The organism is Pseudomonas sp. RW407 (assembly GCF_003176655.1).
Taxonomy (GTDB): domain Bacteria; phylum Pseudomonadota; class Gammaproteobacteria; order Pseudomonadales; family Pseudomonadaceae; genus Pseudomonas; species Pseudomonas delhiensis.
The window spans coordinates 1031533-1048672 of the sequence record NZ_QGSL01000088.1; the positions used below are offsets into that span (position 1 = coordinate 1031533).

At 68.9% G+C, this 17140-nt stretch carries 15 protein-coding genes; 4 read left to right on the plus strand and 11 right to left on the minus strand.

Annotation, left to right across the window (positions count from 1 at the left end; all coding sequences use genetic code 11):
- Nucleotides 1–143: 143 nt before the first annotated feature.
- The 6 genes from DK254_RS11235 to DK254_RS11260 all read right to left on the minus strand — a co-directional run bounded on the left by DK254_RS11235 (nucleotide 144) and on the right by DK254_RS11260 (nucleotide 6170).
- Complete coding sequence (locus DK254_RS11235; protein WP_109933835.1) at nucleotides 144–959, minus strand: ABC transporter permease; 816 nt, start codon at nucleotides 957–959, stop codon at nucleotides 144–146.
- 4 nt (nucleotides 960–963) lie between these two features.
- Nucleotides 964–1797 carry an ABC transporter permease gene (locus DK254_RS11240; RefSeq protein WP_109933836.1) on the minus strand — a complete coding sequence of 278 codons (834 nt, stop codon included), beginning with the start codon at nucleotides 1795–1797 and terminating at the stop codon, nucleotides 964–966.
- A gap of 9 nt (nucleotides 1798–1806) precedes the next feature.
- Nucleotides 1807–2922: an ABC transporter substrate-binding protein gene (locus DK254_RS11245; protein WP_109933837.1), complete on the minus strand. Its 1116-nt coding sequence runs from the start codon at nucleotides 2920–2922 to the stop codon at nucleotides 1807–1809.
- 53 nt (nucleotides 2923–2975) lie between these two features.
- Entirely contained in the window at nucleotides 2976–4061 is a 1086-nt protein-coding gene (locus tag DK254_RS11250) for an ABC transporter ATP-binding protein (RefSeq protein ID WP_109933838.1), read from the minus strand.
- A 128-nt stretch (nucleotides 4062–4189) separates the two neighbouring features.
- Entirely contained in the window at nucleotides 4190–5122 is a 933-nt protein-coding gene (locus DK254_RS11255) for a LysR substrate-binding domain-containing protein (protein WP_089391398.1), read from the minus strand.
- 4 nt (nucleotides 5123–5126) lie between these two features.
- Nucleotides 5127–6170: an AraC family transcriptional regulator gene (locus tag DK254_RS11260; protein WP_109933839.1), complete on the minus strand. Its 1044-nt coding sequence runs from the start codon at nucleotides 6168–6170 to the stop codon at nucleotides 5127–5129.
- Nucleotides 6171–6272: 102 nt separating this feature from the next.
- Here DK254_RS11260 and DK254_RS11265 point away from each other — a divergent pair, with 102 nt between their 5' ends.
- Both DK254_RS11265 and DK254_RS11270 read left to right on the plus strand, forming a co-directional pair.
- On the plus strand, nucleotides 6273–8021 hold the full coding sequence (locus DK254_RS11265) for an amidohydrolase (protein ID WP_109933840.1): 1749 nt from the start codon (nucleotides 6273–6275) through the stop codon (nucleotides 8019–8021).
- Nucleotides 8018–8929: a GTP-binding protein gene (locus DK254_RS11270; RefSeq protein WP_109933841.1), complete on the plus strand. Its 912-nt coding sequence runs from the start codon at nucleotides 8018–8020 to the stop codon at nucleotides 8927–8929. Before DK254_RS11265 ends, DK254_RS11270 begins: the two co-directional genes overlap by 4 nt.
- Before the next feature lie 428 nt (nucleotides 8930–9357).
- Here DK254_RS11270 and DK254_RS11275 read toward each other — a convergent pair whose 3' ends face one another.
- The 5 genes from DK254_RS11275 to DK254_RS11295 are packed head-to-tail and all read right to left on the minus strand — an operon-like array spanning nucleotide 9358 to nucleotide 14097.
- A complete protein-coding gene (locus DK254_RS11275) occupies nucleotides 9358–10974 on the minus strand; it encodes a gamma-glutamyltransferase family protein (protein ID WP_109933842.1) in 1617 nt (538 codons plus the stop codon).
- 16 nt (nucleotides 10975–10990) lie between these two features.
- Nucleotides 10991–11770 carry an amino acid ABC transporter ATP-binding protein gene (locus DK254_RS11280; protein ID WP_109933843.1) on the minus strand — a complete coding sequence of 260 codons (780 nt, stop codon included), beginning with the start codon at nucleotides 11768–11770 and terminating at the stop codon, nucleotides 10991–10993.
- Nucleotide 11771: 1 nt separating this feature from the next.
- Nucleotides 11772–12542: an amino acid ABC transporter permease gene (locus tag DK254_RS11285; protein ID WP_089391392.1), complete on the minus strand. Its 771-nt coding sequence runs from the start codon at nucleotides 12540–12542 to the stop codon at nucleotides 11772–11774.
- 16 nt (nucleotides 12543–12558) lie between these two features.
- Complete coding sequence (locus tag DK254_RS11290; RefSeq protein ID WP_109933844.1) at nucleotides 12559–13368, minus strand: ABC transporter substrate-binding protein; 810 nt, start codon at nucleotides 13366–13368, stop codon at nucleotides 12559–12561.
- A gap of 60 nt (nucleotides 13369–13428) precedes the next feature.
- Entirely contained in the window at nucleotides 13429–14097 is a 669-nt protein-coding gene (locus DK254_RS11295; protein ID WP_109933845.1) for a GntR family transcriptional regulator, read from the minus strand.
- Between the two features lie 542 nt (nucleotides 14098–14639).
- Between DK254_RS11295 and uvrY the strand changes: the two genes are divergently transcribed.
- On the plus strand, nucleotides 14640–15284 hold the full coding sequence (gene uvrY / locus DK254_RS11300) for a UvrY/SirA/GacA family response regulator transcription factor (RefSeq protein WP_009619673.1): 645 nt from the start codon (nucleotides 14640–14642) through the stop codon (nucleotides 15282–15284).
- Entirely contained in the window at nucleotides 15285–17111 is a 1827-nt protein-coding gene (gene uvrC, locus DK254_RS11305; RefSeq protein ID WP_109933846.1) for an excinuclease ABC subunit UvrC, read from the plus strand.
- Nucleotides 17112–17140: the final 29 nt, after the last annotated feature.

Consider the following 17140-nt stretch of genomic DNA (forward strand, 5'->3'; position numbering starts at 1 on the left):
GTTGCTGGCGAGCATGGCTTCTCGTAGGAGCGAGCAAGCTCGCTCCTACGAAAAGCGGCCCCGTGGTGCCTGTAGGTGAACCAGGCCGGCGGCGCTGTCCGGGGCGCCGACAATCCCCCGGACAACGCCGCCGGCTTGGCTGCTCAGTGCCCGGCCGGTCTTGCGGCGGCGCGGCTGGCCAGCATGCGGCCGAGCAGGGCGATGAGGGTTAGGGCGATCAGCAGCACCGAGATGGCCGCCACCGCCGGGTCGATGTTGTCGCGCAGGCCGGACCAGATCTGCCGCGGCAGGGTGTTGACCTCGGTGCTGGTGACGAACAGGGTCACGGCGATCTCTTCCCAGCTCAGCGCGAAGCACAGCAGCGCGGTGCTGGCCACGCCCAGCTTGAGGTTCGGCAGCACCACCAGGAAGGTGGTCTGCGCCAGGCTGGCGCCGAGGTTGCGCGCGGCCAGTTCGATACGCCGGTCCAGTTGGCTCAGCGCCACCAGCATGGTCACCACGCCGTAGGGCACCACCATCACGATGTGGGCGATGGTCAGGCCGAACAGGGTGTCGTAGCCCAGGCCCGGGGCGAACTTGCTGACGGTGGTTTCCATGAAGTACAGGACCATCGCCGAGATCATCGGTGGGATCGCCATGGGCAGCAGCACCAGGCCGATCAGCAGGGTCGCCCAGCGCGAGCGCAGGTACCAGATGCCCAGGGCGAAGCTCACCGCCAGGGCGGTGGCGACCACGCAGGTGGCGCTGGCCACCACCAGGCTCTGGCCCACCGCCGAGAGCCACTCGGGGCTGTCCAGCAGCGCCTTGTAGTGGCGCAGCGACCAGTTGCCGTCGGGCATCGAGAGGAAGCGCTTGCCGGTGAAGGACACCGGGATCACCGCCAGCAGCGGGAACAGCATGAAGATCATCGCCATGGCGGCGAGCAGGCGGCTTGGTGCCTTGCTTTCGTGTGCGTTCATCTCGTCAGCCCACCAGTTTATCGACGCGGGTCATGCGCAGCAGCGCCCAGATCAGCCCGGCCACCAGCGCCAGCAGCACCACGCTGAGCGCCGCGCCCAGGCCCCAGTTGCTGGTCTGGAACATCTGCAGGTAGACGTACTCGGCCACCATCACCGTCTGCCCGCCGCCGAGGATCGCCGGGGTGATGAAGAAGCCCAGGCAGAACACGAAGACGATGATGAAGGCGCCGAGGATGCCCGGCACCGTCTGCGGCACGAAGATGCTCCAGAAGGTGCGCAGCTGCCCGGCGCCCAGGCCGCGCGCGGCCAGCAGCACGCGCGGGTCGAGGCGGCGCATGGTGGACACCAGCGGGAAGAGCGCGAAGGGCACCATGAAGTGGACCATGCCGATCACCACGCCCAGCTCGTTGCGCGTCAGCTGCAGCGGCTCGCTGGTGATGCCCAGGGCCTGCAGCCAGCCGTTGAGCAGGCCGTTGCTGCGCAGGGCGATCAGCCAGCCGAAGGCGCGCACCAGCACCGACAGCCAGAAGGGGATGAACACGCAGATCTCCACCATGCGCTGCCAGAACGGCGGGCTGTACACCCAGCAGTAGGCCATCAGGTAGGCGATCAGCAGCGACACCACGCTCACCGTGGTGCACAGGCGGAAGGTGCGCCAGAGCACGTCGTGGATCGCCGGGTCGCTGGCGATGCGCTGGTACTGCTCGATGCCCGGGGTGGGCAGGCTGAAGCTCCAGCCCACCACCCCGGCGAAGGGCAGCACGTAGAACAGCAGCAGCACCAGCGGCAGCGGCGCCAGCAGGAAGGCCAGCTTCAGCCGCGAGGGGTTCTCGGCCATGGGCTTATCTCACTTGGACACGTGGGTCAGGTACTGCTCCAGGGCTACCGCATAGTGGTCGGTGTACCACTCGTGGCTGAGCATGATCTGCCGCGGCAGGTTGTCCGGGTCGGTGCAGTTCAGGTGCCTGCGGTCGGCCGGGATCAGCGAGGCGGCGGCGGGGTTGGCCGGGCCGTTGCCGAACAGCTTGAACAGTTCCACCTGGGACTGCGGGTCCTGAGCGTAGGCGATGAAGCGCATGGCCGCGTCCTTGCCCGCCGGGTTGCCCTTGAGCACGCCCCAGTTGCTGCAGCCGAGCAGAGCGTTGTCGAAGGTCCACTTGATGCGCCCTTCGCTGTCCTCGGTGATCACCTGGGCGCGGGTGTTCCAGATCGCGCCCATGCTCACCTCGCCCTCGATCAGCAGCTGCTGGGTCTCGGCGCCCGAGCCCCAGAAGGCCAGGATGTGCGGCTTGAGTTCGTCGATCTTCTTCAGCGCGCGCGGCACGTCCAGCGGGTAGAGCTGGTTCGCCGGCACGCCGTCGGCCAGCAGCGCGGCTTCCAGCATGCCGTTCATCCACTTGTACAGGGTGCGCTTGCCGGGGAAGGCCTCCACGTCCCAGAAGTCCTTCCAGGTCTTCGGCGCCTTGTCGCCGAAGCGCTCGCTGTCGTAGGCGATCACGTAGCTGAGCATGTAGTCGGCGATGCCGTATTCGTAGGCGAAGCCGGGCAGCACCTTGTCCTTCGACACGATGCTGTAGTCGATGGGCTCGACCAGGTTTTCCTTGCCCAGGTTCTGCAGGATGGAGCTTTCCGCGTCGACCACGTCCCAGCTCACCCGGCCGCTGCTCATCTGGGTGCGGATGGCGCCCTCGGTGGGGCCGCTGCCGTCGATCTTCACCGGGATGCCGGTGGCCTTGGAAAAGCCCTCGGTCCAGGCCTTGCCGAACGCCTTGATGGCGTCGCCGCCCCAGTTCACCACCACCAGCGGCTTGTCGCCGGCGGCGAAGCTGACGCCGCTGCGCAGCGCCAGGGGCAGGGCGGCCAGCAGGCCCATGCCCTTGAGGAAGGTGCGGCGGTCGACCTGGCCGCGGCGGGCTTTGTCCATGAGGACTTCGATGCAGTCTTGCTGATGCGGGTTGAACATGTGGCGGCTCCCAGGCAGGGGAATAGCGAAAGGGGATGGGCGCGGGGCCCGGGTCAGGCGAGCAGCAGGCTCTTCTCGATCGGCCAGCTCAGCCAGACGCGGGAGCCCTGGTTCAGGCGCGCGGCCTGGTGGTCGGCGTGCACCGCCAGGCTCATGGGCAAGGCGCCTTCGGCGGCGGTGGCCAGGCCCAGCTCGGTGCTGGCGCCCTGGTAGGTCTTGGCGGTGAGCACCGCCTGCACCACGTTGTGGCCGGCGACGCTGGGCAGCGTGCTGTGCAGCTGCATGTGCTCCGGGCGCACCGCCAGCAGCGGCGCGGCGGCGTCCAGCGCGGCCGAGGGTTCGGCGTGCAGCTCGGCGTCGCCGAAGCGCCCGCGGGCGAGGGCGCCGGCGCGGCCCACCTGGCTCAGCGGGAACAGGTTCATCTTGCCGAGGAATTCGGCGACGAAGCGGTTGCTGGGCTGGTTGTAGATGGTCTGCGGGGTGTCGATCTGGGCGATGCGGCCGCGGTTGAAGATGGCGATGCGGGTGGACAGGGCGAGGGCTTCGTTCTGGTCGTGGGTGACGAACACGAAGGTGGTGCCGACCTGGCGGTGGATGCGCTGCAGTTCCTGCTGCAGCTGCTCGCGCAGGTTCTTGTCCAGCGCCGAGAGCGGTTCGTCGAGCAGCAGCATGTCCGGCTCGAACACCAGGGCGCGGGCGATGGCCACGCGCTGCTGCTGGCCGCCGGACAGCTCGCCGGGGCGCTTGCCCAGGTGCTCGCCGAGGCCGACCACCTCGAGCATGCGCCGCACCCGGCGGTTGCGTTCCTCGGCCTTCACGCCGCGGATCTTCAGCGGGAAGGCGACGTTGTCCTCGATGCTCATGTGCGGGAACAGGGCGTAGCCCTGGAACACCATGCCGAAGTTGCGTTTTTCCGCCGGGCGCCGGGTGATGTCGCCGCCCTGGGCCTCGAGGCGCCCGCTGGACGGGTCCTGGAAGCCGGCGAGGATCATCAGGAAGGTGGTCTTGCCGGAACCGGAAGGGCCGAGCAGGGTGAGGAATTCGCCTTGCTGGATATCGATGGACACCTCGTCCAGGGCTCGGAAATCGCCGTAACGCTTGCCGATCTGGATGGCACGAAGCTGGGGCTGTCGCTCCACTGCGCTTTACCTCGTTTCTTGTTCTTGTACGAGTGGGCCGACTGGTCGGTCAGCGGCCCTTTTGCGCAGTATTGTCAAATCCTTCTTCGCTTCAATCGCGTTTTTTTGCCGTCATTGTTCAAATTCCTTCACCTGTTTCCTTCACCTATCACACCGCCGCGGCTGCCCTTGCGGAATTGCTCGGACAGCCGCAGCTCGGCCTTCATCCAGGCCTTGAAGGCCTGCACGTCGGGACGTTCGGTCTTGGCCGCGTCGGTGACGAAGTAGTAGCGGTTCGGCGGCTCGATGGAGACGTTGAACAGCCGTACCAGTTGCCCCTTGGCCATGGCGTCGCCGCTGACCAGGGCGTCGCCCATGGCCACGCCCTGGCCGGCGATGGCCGCCGACTGCACCAGGTGCGCGTCGGAGAAGACGATGCCGTTGCGCACGTTGAGGTCGCGCACCCCGGCGGCCGCGGCCCACAGCAGCCAGTCGGAGTGGTCGACCATGTGCAGCAGCGGCAGGTTGGCCAGGTCCTCGGGCGAGTCCAGACCGCCGGCGGCGTTGAGCAGCGAGGGGCTGCACACCGGGAAGGTGTCGAGGGTGGCGATCAGCTCCACGTGCAGGTCCGGCCAGTCGCCCACGCCGTAGGCGATGAACAGGTCGACGTCGCGGTTGCTGACGTCGTCGGGGATGCGCGGCGCCACCAGGTTCAGCTCCACCTGCGGGTGGGCGCGCTGGAACTGGCCGATCTGGTGGCACAGCCAGTAGGTGGCGAAGCCCGGGGTGCAGCTCACGCACAGGCGCCCGGCGATCTCCTGGGCGTCGGTGAAGCGCCGCGCCTCGTTGAGGATGGCCAGGGCGCGCTGGGTCTCGCGGGCGAAGTACTCGCCGCGGTAGGTGAGCACGATGCCGCGCCCGGCCTTCTCGATCAGCGCGGTGCCCAGGCAGTCCTCCAGGCTGTGCAACTGGTGGCTCACGGCGCTGCGGGTGAGGCTCAGCTCGCTGGCCGCGGCGGACAGGCTGCCCAGGCGGGCGACGGCGTCGAGCACGCGCAGGGCGGTCATCGAGGGGAAACGCATGGGGTCACTCCTGGCGCGCTTGCGCGCGCCGCTGGCGGAAGCCTTCCGGGGTGGTCCCGGCATGGCGCAGGAAGGCACGGTGGAAGCTGGTGACGTGCTCGTAGCCGAGCAGGAAGGCGATCTCCTGCAGGCTCATGTGGCTGGCCAGCAGGTAGCGCTCGGCCAGGGCCATGCGCACCTCGTAGACCACGCCCTTGAAGGTCAGGCCGTGGGCGCGCAGGCGCCGCTGCAGGGTGTGCGGCGGCAGGCGGAAGTGCGCGGCGGCCTGCTCCAGGTCCGGCAGCGGCACGCGGGCGTTCTGCAGCAGGTAGAAGCGCAGGTCGTCGGGCAGCGCCTCGCCGCTCTCGAAACTGGCCAGGGTGGCCGCGCCCTGGGCCTGGCACAGGCGCAGCACCGAGGGGTTGGAGGTGGAGAAGGGGCGGTCGTGGAAGGCCCTGGGGATGCGCAGTTCGGCGCGGCTGGTGGCGAATTCCACGCGGCCGGGGAAGATTTCGCCATAGAGCGCGGCATGGGCCGGCGCGGCGAACGGCAGGCGCACCTGCATGCCGTCGCACTCGGCCAGCTCCGGCAGGCGCTGGCACAACCAGCGCCAGGTGCTGCTGAACCATTCCTCCAGCAGCGCCTGGCTTTCCATCGGGCTGTAGGGCGGCGCCTGCAGGGCCAGCACCAGGTGCTCGCCGTGTTCCTCGCGGGCCACGTGGATGGGGTGGGGCAGCAGGCTGGAGGGCTGGCCCAGGGAGATGTCCCAGGAGCGCCGCAGGTTGGCCGCGCTGATCAGCGCGTAGCCGATCACCCCGAGGTCGAACAGGTTGTAGCGCTGGCCCAGGCGCAGGAAGAAGTCGCTGGCGCCGAGCAGCCCGGCGGCCTGGCGCAGCAGGCGGTAGTAGCGGGCGAAGGTCATGCCGGCGGCGGCCTCGGCGGCCGGCACGCCCAGGCCGGCGAGCAGCGGCGCCAGGGGCGGCAGGTGCGGGCGGGCCTGCCATTCCTCGAGGAAGCGCTGGTACAGCTGGCGCGCGGCGTAGTCGATCTCGGACTGCTGGTCGGGCATGGATGTTGTTGTTATCTGAGGCTAGCGAGTTGTCATCTTATGCTAGTCCGTGGTCGCTGGCAGCTCCCTATACTCGGCGCAAAACAACAAGGGAGCACCGAGATGACGGCGCCCGATACTTTCCGTTCGTCCCATTCGCCTGCCAACCGCCACGCCGACCTGCTGCTGCGCAACGGCCGCTTCTACACCCTCGACCCGGCGCAGCCCTGGGCCGAGGCCGTGGCCATCCGCGACGGCCGCTTCCTCGCCGTCGGCCGTGCCGAGGCGCTGGAGCACCTGGTGGGGCCGCGGACCCTGCAGCACGACCTCGGCGGGGCCTTCTGCATGCCCGGCCTGCACGACATGCACACCCACCCGGACCTGGCCCTGGCGCCGCGCTACGCCGACGACCTCGACGTCGGCATCGAGGACCCGAGCCCCGAGCAGCTGGCCGCGGCCATCCGCGCCTACGCCGACAGTCACCCCGGCGACGGCTGGGTCTATGGCCAGTACTGGGTGCGCTACACCTTCCGCGAGGCCGGGCTGAAGCCGGGCCGCGAGTGGCTCGACAGCGTGCTGCCGGACCGCCCGGTGGCGCTGCTCGACCGCATGTGGGGGACCATGATGGCCAACTCCCGCGCCCTGGCGCTGGCCGGCATCGACGCCAGCACCCCCGACCCGCGCAACGGCTACCTGGAGCGCGACGAGCTGACCGGCGAGCCCAACGGCCTGCTGATCGACGGCGCCTACGCGCTGATCCACGCCGCCATGCCGCCGACGCCCATCGAGGTGCTGCGCCGCGCCTACCGCGACGGCGTGCATTTCCAGAGCGCCCGCGGCGTGACCGCCAGCAAGTACGTGCACGTCTGCGAGCGCCGCCTGCAGGCGCTCAAGGAACTGGACGACGCCGGCCAGCTGACCCTGCGGGTGGAAGCGGCCATCAGCTGGCAGGACGACATCTTCCCGGTGCGCCGGCGCTGGGAACTGCTCAGCGGCGAGCGCCACTACTACCGCAGTGCGCGGCTGTCGGCCAACGCGGTGAAGTTCCACTTCGACGGCACCGTGGAACCGCGCTCGTCCTTCCTCATCAGCCCCTGGCCGGGCGAGGACAGCTGGCGCGGCAAGCTCAACCTGACCCCCGAGCACATCACCGACATGGTGGTGGACATGGACCGCCGCGGCATCCGCGTCATCGCCCACTGCACCGGCGACGGCGCCTCCGACGTGTTCCTCGACGCCGTGGCCGAGGCGCGCCGGCGCAACGGCTTCAGCGGCATCCGCCACCAGTGCGCGCACAGCACTCTCCTGCATCCGGGCAACCTCAGGCGCTTCCGCGAGCTGGAGGTGATCGCCGAGTTCTCCCCGGCGGCCTGGTACCCCACGCCCTTCGCCAGCGGCGCGCGCTCCGGCTACGGCGCCGAGCGGCTGAAGCGCATCTACGACTACAAGGGCGTGCTGGCCGCTGGCGGCATCGCGGTGATGGGCACCGACTGGCCGGTGGCCTCCATCGACCCCTGGCTGGCCCTGGAGACCATGGTCACCCGGCAGAACCCCTGGAACGACGACCCTGCCTGCTTCGGCGAGCCCATCGGCCTGGAGCAGGCGCTGAAGGTGGTGACCCTCAACGGCGCCCACGCCATGGGCCTGGAGGCGCTGACGGGGAGCATCGAGGCCGGCAAGTCGGCGGACTTCATCGTCCTCGACCGCGACCTTTTCGCCCAGCCGCCGCGCGGCTACATCCACCGTACCCAGGTCGAGCAGACCTTCGTCGAGGGTCGCCCGGTGTACGACCGCCAGGGCACCTTCGCCAACGGCCCGCTGCAGGCGGTATGGCAGGGCGAGGTGCCGCAGGTGATGGGGGACGACCGATGAGCATCCCGGTGACCGTGGTTGCCGGCTTCCTCGGCGCCGGCAAGACCACCCTGCTGCGCCGCCTGGTGCGGCAGTGCGCCGGGCAGCGCCTGGCGCTGATCGTCAACGACTTCGGCGAGCTGAACGTGGACGCCGAGATGATCGCCGAGCAGAGCGACGCGGTGTACGCCCTGCAGAACGGCTGCCTGTGCTGCACCATGCAGGACGACCTGCTGGCCCAGCTCGGCCGCCTGGCCCAGGTCCAGCCGCCGGTGGAACGCATCGTCATCGAATGCAGCGGCGTGGCCGACCCGCAACCGATCGTCCAGGCCCTGGGCTACCCGCAACTGCGCAGGCACATGCACCTGGATGCGCTGGTCACCCTGGTGGACGCCGCCCGCAGCCAGCCGCTGGAAGGCGAATACGCGCAACTGGAGCGGCGCCAGGCGGCGGCAGCGGACCTGCTGCTGCTGAACAAGGCCGACATCGCCACGCCGGAGCAACTGCAGGCCCTGCGCCAGCGCTTCGGCGAGCCGCGGCGGATGCTGCAGACGGTGCAGGCGCAGATCCCCGACGAGCTGCTCTACGGCGAACGCCCGGACGCGCGCCCGCGGCGCCTGCAGGCGGTGGGCAGGCAGAACCACGGCGAGCTGTTCGACAGCTGGACCTGGCGCCACGCCGGCCAGCTCGACCCGCAGCGCCTGCGCGCCTGGCTCGAGCAGTTGCCGGAGGGCCTGTTCCGCCTCAAGGGCCGCGTCCAGGTCCGCGGCCGCGAACAGCCGTTGTGGCTGCAGTACGTGGGCGGCCGCAGCCAGTTCCTGGCGGCGCAGGCGCAGGAGGGGGAGAACTGCCTGGTGTTCATCGCCAGCGCCGATGCCGGCCTGCGCGAAAGGCTGGAGGCCGGCCTGGAGCAGTGCCTGGCGGCCTGAGCCGTTGCGGGCCTGGGGGCGGCGGATAACGCCGTAGGCGTTATGCGCCCTACGCGGTGATGGGCCGACGGGGAAGATGGGCGGTATCGCCCTGTAGGAGCGGACTCCGTCCGCGATAGCCGGCCGTTCCGGCGTGATTCGCGGATGAGATCGGCTCCGGGTTGTTCATGCACCGCGCCCCCTTGTAGGAGCGCGCCCTGCGCGCGAATCGCGGGCAGGGCCCGCTCCTACAGTTCATCATGAGGCATGGTATTCCACTGTCCGCGATAGCCGGCCGTTCCGGCGTGATTCGCGGATGAGATCGGCTCCGGGTTGCTCATGCACCGTGCCCCCTTGTAGGAGCGCGCCCTGCGCGCGAATCGCGGGCAGGGCCCGCTCCTACAGTTGCCGTGAGACACGGCTTTCCCACCCCGTAGGAGCGGGGCGCCTCAGCACACCGCGATATGCGAATCCGCCCGTGGTTCGGTACCGCCGCAGAGCACGCCGGTGACGGGGTCGCGGACGATGATCTGGCCGCGGCCGTAGTCGGTCAGGTCGCAGGCCACCTGCACCTCGTGGCCGCGGCGGGCGAGGGCGAAGGCCAGGTCGCGCGGGGCGGTCTGCTCGATGCCCACCTTCATCCCGCCCAGCCATTGCCAGCGCGGGGCGTCCAGCGCCGCTTGCGGGTTGAGGCCGAAGTCCACCAGGTTCATCACCACCTGCACATGGCCTTGCGGCTGCATGTAGCCGCCCATCACGCCGAAGGGGCCGACCGCCACGCCGTCCTTGCTGAGGAAGCCGGGGATGATGGTGTGGAAGGTCTGCTTGCCCGGGGCCAGGGCGTTGGCGTGGTCGGGGTCGAGGCTGAATTCCGAGCCGCGGTTCTGCAGGGCGATGCCGCTGTCCGGCAGCACCACGCCGGAGCCGAAGCCGTGGTAGGCGCTCTGGATGAACGAGACCATGTTGCCCTCGCCGTCGGCGGCGGCGATGTACACCGTGCCGCTGGCGTGCGGGTCGCCGTGGCGCGGTGGCTGCGCGCGCTCGCCGATCTCCTGGCGGCGGCGGGCGGCGTAGTCGGCGCCGAGCAGGTCGGCGCAGGCCACGCGCATGTGCTCGGGGTCGGTGATGTAGTGCAGGCCGTCGGCGTAGGCCTTCTTCATCGCTTCCAGCTGGCGGTGCCAGGTGAGCTGGCTGTCGCGCTGGTCGAAGTCGAAGCCCTGGAGGATGTTCAGCGTCATCAGGGCGATCAGGCCCTGGCCGCTGGGCGGGATTTCCCAGACGTCGTAGCCGCGGTAGTTGGTCTTGATCGGCTCGACCCACTTCGGCCGGTAGCCGGCCAGGTCCGCCGCGTCCAGGTGGCCGCCGCTGGCGGCGGCATGGGCGGCCAGGCGCTGGGCGATGGCGCCGCGGTAGAAGCTTTCGCACTGGGTCTCGGCCAGTTCGGCGAGTGTTCGCGCCTGGGCCGGGTTGCGGAACAGCTGGCCGGCCTGCGGCGCCTCGCCGTCGACCAGGAAGGTGGCGAACCAGGCTTCCAGGGCTGGTTCGCGCTCGCGGCTGGCCTGGTATTCGTCCTGGGCGATGCGCCACTGGTGGGCCACCACCGGCGACACCGGGAAGCCGTCGCGGGCCAGGGCGATGGCCGGTTGCAGCAGGTCGGCGAAGGGCAGCTTGCCGAAGCGTTCGGACAGCGCGGCCCAGGCCGAGGGAATGCCCGGCACGGTGACCGGCAGCCAGCCGTGCACCGGCATCTTCACGTGGCCGGCGGCCTTCACCGCGTCGATGCTCAGCGAGGCCGGGGCATGGCCGCTGGCGTCCAGGCCGTGCAGCTTGTCCTTGATCCAGACCAGGGCGAAGGCGTCGCCGCCGATGGCGCAGCCGGTGGGCTCGACCACCGTCAGCGCCGCCGCGGTGGCGATGGCAGCGTCGATGGCGTTGCCGCCGGCGCGCAGCATGGCGATGCCGGCCTCGGCGGCCAGCGGCTGCGAGGCGGCGACCATGCCGTTGCGGGCGAAGACGCTCTGGCGCTGGGAGGCATAGGGGTATTCGTGGGCGGAGAAACGCAGCATGGAGGGCGTCCTTGAATCAGAGTACGCGGCTGAGGAATTCCCGCGTGCGCGGGTGGTGGGGGTTGCCGAACACCTGGGCCGGCGGGCCTTCTTCGATCAGCTCGCCCTGGTGCAGCACCACCACGCGGTCGGCCACTTCGCGGGCGAAGCCCATCTCGTGGGTGACCACCACCATGGTCATGCCTTCCTCGGCCAGCTCCTTCATCACCTGCAGCACCTCGCCCACGGTTTCCGGGTCCAGCGCGCTGGTGGGTTCGTCGAACAGCATCGCCTGGGGCTTCATCGCCAGGGCGCGGGCGATGGCCACGCGCTGCTGCTGGCCGCCTGAGAGCTGCGCCGGGTAGTGCTCGGCCTTGTCCGCCAGGCGCACCCGGGCCAGCAGCCGGCGGGCCAGTTCGATGGCTTCGCCGCGCGGTAGGCCGAGCACCTGGGTCGGCGCCTCGATGATGTTCTCCAGCACGGTCATGTGCGGGAACAGGTTGAAGCGCTGGAACACCATGCCGATGTCGCGGCGGCGGCGGGCGATGTTGGCTTCCGAGTCGCGCACTAGCTTGCCGTCGGCGCGCTCGCGGTAGCCCATCAGCGCGCCGTTGACGCGGATGCTGCCGCCCTGGATGTCTTCCAGCAGGTTGATGCAGCGGATGAAGGTGGTCTTGCCCGATCCGGAGGCGCCGATCAGCACCACCACCTCGCCCTTGTGCACGTCCAGCGACACGCCCTTGAGGATCTCCAGCTCGCCGAAGGCCTTGTGCACGTCGCGGGCCTGGATCACCACTTCTTTCGCGGTCGGGATCATTTCAGCGCCCCCTCAGCAGTTTCATGGCCTGCTGGCCGAACATCCGGCTCGGCGCCGCCGGGGCGTTGCCTTCGGACTTGCCGAAGCGTTTCTCCAGCCAGCGCTGGAAGAAGCCCCAGAGGGTGGTCAGCAGCAGGAAGTAGATGGCCACCACCAGGTACAGCTCGAACACGCGGAAGGTCGCCGAGGTGACCATCTGGGTGCTCAGCAGCAGCTCCTGCACGCCGATCACGCTGACCAGGGTGGTGTTCTTGAGCATCACGTTGAACTCGTTGCCCAGCGGCGGAACGATGACGCGGAAGGCCTGGGGCAGGACGATGCGCCGCATCAGCTTGGCGAAGGTCATGCCCAGGGAACGCCCGGCCTCGTACTGGCCCTTGTCCACCGCGCCTATGCCGGCGCGGATGATCTCGGCCATATAGGCGCCCTCGTTCAGGCCCAGGGCGATGATCGCCGCCTGGATGTTGCCGGGCAGGACGAACAGCCCAAGGTCCAGGTCCTCGAAGCGGAACACCCCGCCGGCGGCCAGCGCCGTGTAGAGGAAGACGATCTGCACCAGCAGCGGGGTGCCGCGCATCAGCCACACGTAGAAGCGCACCGGGTACTGCAGCAGCGGGTTGGACGACAGCCGCATCAGCGCCGCCAGCAGCCCGAGCACGCAGCCCAGGAGCATGGCGCTGACGGCGATCACGCAGGTCAGCCAGAGCCCGTACAGGTAGATGTCGCTCGGCTTGAGCAGGTATTGCCAGAACACGTCCCAGCTGAAGTTCATGGTCGCTTACCTCGGCTCAGTCGAGCTTGTCGCCTTCGATGTGCCACTTGGCGAGCAACGCCTGGTAGCTGCCGTCGGCCTGCATGTTCCTGATGATCTGCTGCACCGCTTCGCTGAGCTGCTTGTCGTCCTTGCGGATGCCCAGCCCGGTGAGGATGCGGGCGAAGGCCGGCACGCCGATCTCGAACAGGTCCGGGGCCATGCCCTGGTAGTAGCCGGCGGTTTCCACGGTCGTGCCGTAGGCGTCGGCCTGCTGGATACGCAGGGCCTGGAAGGCGTCGGTGTCGGTGTTGTAGACGATGACCTTCAGCGGCGCCTTGCCGGCCTGCTTCAGCTTCTCGTTATGGGCGTCGAGCAGGGTGCGGATGGTCGAGCCGTTGAGCACCGCCACCTTCTTCCCGGAAAGGTCGTCCAGGGTATGGATGCCCTTGGGGTTGCCCTTGGCGACCACCACGGCCTGGCTGGAGTACATGTAGTTGACCATGTCGATCACTTCGCGCCGCTCGGGCTTGTCGAACAGCTGGTCCACCAGCATGTCGCACTGCCTGGCCAGCAGCGCCGGGATCAGCCCGGAGAAGGGCGTCACCCGCCATTCGATGCGCTTGTCGCCCAGGCGCTTGGCGATGGCCTCGCCGAGGTCGACGGTCACTCCGGTGAGCTTCTGCGAGGCGTCGTAGAAGCCCATGGGCGGGGAGTCCATGCCGCCGCAGAACACCACCTTGTCGGCGGCCTGCAGGCGGTCGGGGATCTTCACCGCGTCGGCGTGGGCCAGCGGGGCGGTGAGGCAGAGGGCGAGAAGGCACTGCGGAATCCTGCGTACGAACATGTTCAGCTCCAGTGGGTGGGGTTGCCGTGGCAGTTCAACGGGACAGGCGAAGGCCGGGTCTCAGGCGCCCGTCGCTTCGAGGAACTTCAGCAGCGAGGGCACCGTGCCCTCGATGTGCTCGCAGAGCACGCGCTCGGCTTCGCGGGCGTCGCCGCTGCGCAGGGCGTCGAGGATCACCGCGTGCTCCTCGCGGGCGCTCATCGGCTTGTCGACGTGCTGCAGCCACAGGCGCATGTGTGGCTCGATCACCGAGTACAGCGCGTTTATCTGGCGCAGCAGGCGCGGGCGCTCGGCCAGGCTGCAGAGGTATTCGTGGAAGACGCGGTGGCGGCTCACCCACTCGGCGCTGTCGTCGCGGTAGTCGTCCATCTCGTCCAGCAGGCGTTCCAGACGCGCCAGCTGGCGTTCGCCCAGCTTCGGCACGGCGAGGCGGATGGCCAGGCCTTCCAGGGCGCTGCGCATCTCGAAGACTTCGCGCATTTCCTCGATGTTCAGCCCGCTGACGATGGCCCCGCGGTTTGGCCGTAGCGTTACCAGGCCTTCGGCGGCCAGGCGGCGGAAGGCCTCGCGCACCGGCATGCGGCTCATGCCGATGTCGTTGGCGATGTCTTCGGCGATCAGGCGGTCGCCGGTGCGGTACTGGCCCTTGCAGATGGCGTCCAGCAGGTAACTGTAGGCCTCTTCCTCGGCGGTGACGGGTTGGCGGTCGTAGTTGGGTACCAGGCGCATGGGGCGCTCCTTTTGGATTTCTGTATCCAATTATCCATGCATGCAATCAAGCAGGTGCCGTGCCAGGACGGCTGTTCGAGGCGCAAGTACTTGATCCGCCAGAGGTTCGGGGAAGATGGGGGAGGGCAGCAGGCTGCCGGTGGGGCATCGAAAGGTAACTTCCTGGCCGCGGCGTGCGTCATGCTGGTGCGTGGCGGGCACTTTTGGTAACGCGGCGGGGACGTTCGTCGGGGCGGGGCCCGGGCGGTCGTGTCGCGGCGGTATCGGCGGGCGTCGATGCATGGCCCGCGGCCTTCGCGCCGTCGCGTACCCGCGACCGTCGGTCTCAGCCGAAAGAATGGCCGTGATGCCCACCCTTGACGCTTCGCTGGCGGCCTGGTGAGCTTGGCGCGGGCGCCCAGGGGGCGTTCGCTGGTTCGTTGGCGCTTGCAATTTGACGGCTGTGTTCCAAGCTAGGTCAGGGCATCGCTTTCTGTTAAGGTTCGCGGATTCGATGGCGCTCGCACAGCGCCCGGTTCCACTCTTTATGCATGAGGTGCTGTGTGATCAAGGTGCTGGTGGTCGATGACCACGATCTGGTGCGCACCGGAATTACCCGCATGCTGGCCGACATCGAGGGCCTGCAGGTGGTGGGGCAGGCGGAGTCCGGCGAGGACGCCCTGCGGCTGGCCCGCGAGCTCAAGCCCGACGTCGTCCTGATGGACGTGAAGATGCCCGGCATCGGCGGCCTCGAAGCCACCCGCAAGCTGATGCGCAGCCAGCCGGACGTGCGCGTCCTGGCCGTGACCGTCTGCGAGGAAGACCCGTTCCCCACGCGCCTCATGCAGGCCGGCGCCTCCGGTTACCTGACCAAGGGCGCGGCCCTGGAGGAAATGGTCCAGGCCATCCGCCAGGTCTTCGCCGGGCAGCGCTACATCAGCCCGCAGATCGCCCAGAGCCTGGCGCTGAAGTCCTTCGAGCCGGAGAAGGGCGGCTCGCCGTTCGACTCGCTGTCCGAGCGCGAGATCCAGATCGCCCTGATGATCGCCAATTGCCACAAGGTGCAGAGCATCTCCGACAAGCTCTGCCTGTCGCCCAAGACGGTGAACACCTACCGCTACCGCATCTACGAGAAGCTCTCCATCACCAGCGACGTCGAGCTGGCGCTGCTGGCAGTGCGCCACGGCATGGTGGATGCCAGCAACTAGATGAGCGCAGTGTTCGATTCGGCAGCCTACCTCTCCACCTGCAGCGGCCGCCCCGGCGTCTATCGCATGTTCGATGCGGACGCCAAGCTGCTCTACGTCGGCAAGGCGAAGAACCTCAAGAAGCGCCTGGCCAGCTATTTCCGCAAGACCGGCCTGGCGCCCAAGACCGCCGCCCTGGTGGCGCGCATCGCCCAGGTCGAGACCACCATCACCGCCAACGAGACCGAGGCGCTGCTGCTGGAGCAGACGCTGATCAAGGAGTGGCGGCCGCCGTACAACATCCTCCTGCGCGACGACAAGTCCTACCCCTACGTCTACCTGTCGAGCGAGGACGAATACCCGCGCCTGGCCCTGCACCGTGGCGCCAAGAAGGCCAAGGGCCGCTACTTCGGGCCCTACCCGAGCGCCGGCGCCATCCGCGAGAGCCTGGCCCTGCTGCAGAAGGCCTTCCTGGTGCGGCAGTGCGAGGACAGCTACTTCCGCAACCGCACCCGGCCCTGCCTGCAGTACCAGATCAAGCGCTGCAAGGGCCCCTGCGTCGGCCTGGTCGAGCCCGAGGAATATGCCGTGGACGTGCGCCACTCGGTGATGTTCCTCGAAGGCCGCAGCAACCAGCTGGCCGACGAGCTGAGCAGCGACATGGAGCAGGCGGCGATGCGCCTGGACTTCGAGCGCGCCGCCGAGCTGCGCGACCAGGTCGCCATCCTGCGCCGCGTGCAGGACCAGCAGAGCATGGAGGGCGGCAACGGCGACGTCGACGTCATCGCCGCCATGGTCAACCCCGGCGGCGCCTGCGTGCACCTGATCAGCGTGCGCGGCGGGCGGGTGCTGGGCAGCAAGAACTTCTTCCCCCAGGTGGGCATCGAGGAAGACCTGAGCGAGGTGCTGCTGGCCTTCCTCGGCCAGTACTACCTGAGCCACCATGAGCGCGAGCTGCCGGCCGAGCTGATCGTCAACGCCGTGCACGAGGACTTCCCGGTGCTGGTGGAGGCCATCGCCAGCGCCCGTGGCCGCGAGCTGGAGATCAGCCACCGGGTGCGCGGCACCCGTGCGCGCTGGCAGCAACTGGCAATCACCAATGCCGAGCAGGCCCTGGCCGCGCGCCTGGCCAACCGCCAGCACGTCGCCGCGCGCTTCGAGTCCCTGGCCGAGGCGCTGGACCTGGACGAGCCGCCGCAACGCCTGGAGTGCTTCGACATCAGCCACTCCAGCGGCGAGGCCACGGTGGCCTCCTGCGTGGTGTTCGGCCCCGAGGGCCCGCTGAAGTCCGACTACCGCCGCTTCAACATCGAGGGCATCACCCCCGGCGACGACTACGCCGCCATGCACCAGGCCCTGACGCGGCGCTTCAGCCGCCTGAAGGAGGGGGAGGGCAAGATGCCCGACATCCTCCTGGTGGACGGTGGCAAGGGCCAGTTGGCCATGGCCCGGGAAGTGCTCCAGGAACTGGCGGTGAGCGGGCTGATCCTGCTCGGCGTGGCCAAGGGCGTGACGCGCAAGCCGGGCCTGGAGACCCTCTACCTCAACGATGCCGAGCACGAATTCACCCTGCCGGGGAATTCCCCGGCGCTGCACCTGATCCAGCAGATCCGCGACGAGTCGCACCGTTTCGCCATCACCGGCCACCGCGCGCGCCGCGGCAAGGCCCGGCGCACCTCGAGCCTGGAAGAGGTGGTGGGCGTGGGGCCCAAGCGCCGCCGCGAGCTGCTCAAGCATTTCGGTGGGTTGCAGGAACTGGGCCGGGCCAGTATCGAGGAGATCGCCAAAGCCCCGGGCATCAGCAAAAAGCTGGCCGAGCAGATTTATGCTGCCCTGCACAGCGAGTAGAATGCCGGGCTCAACTCACCGGCCAGTGG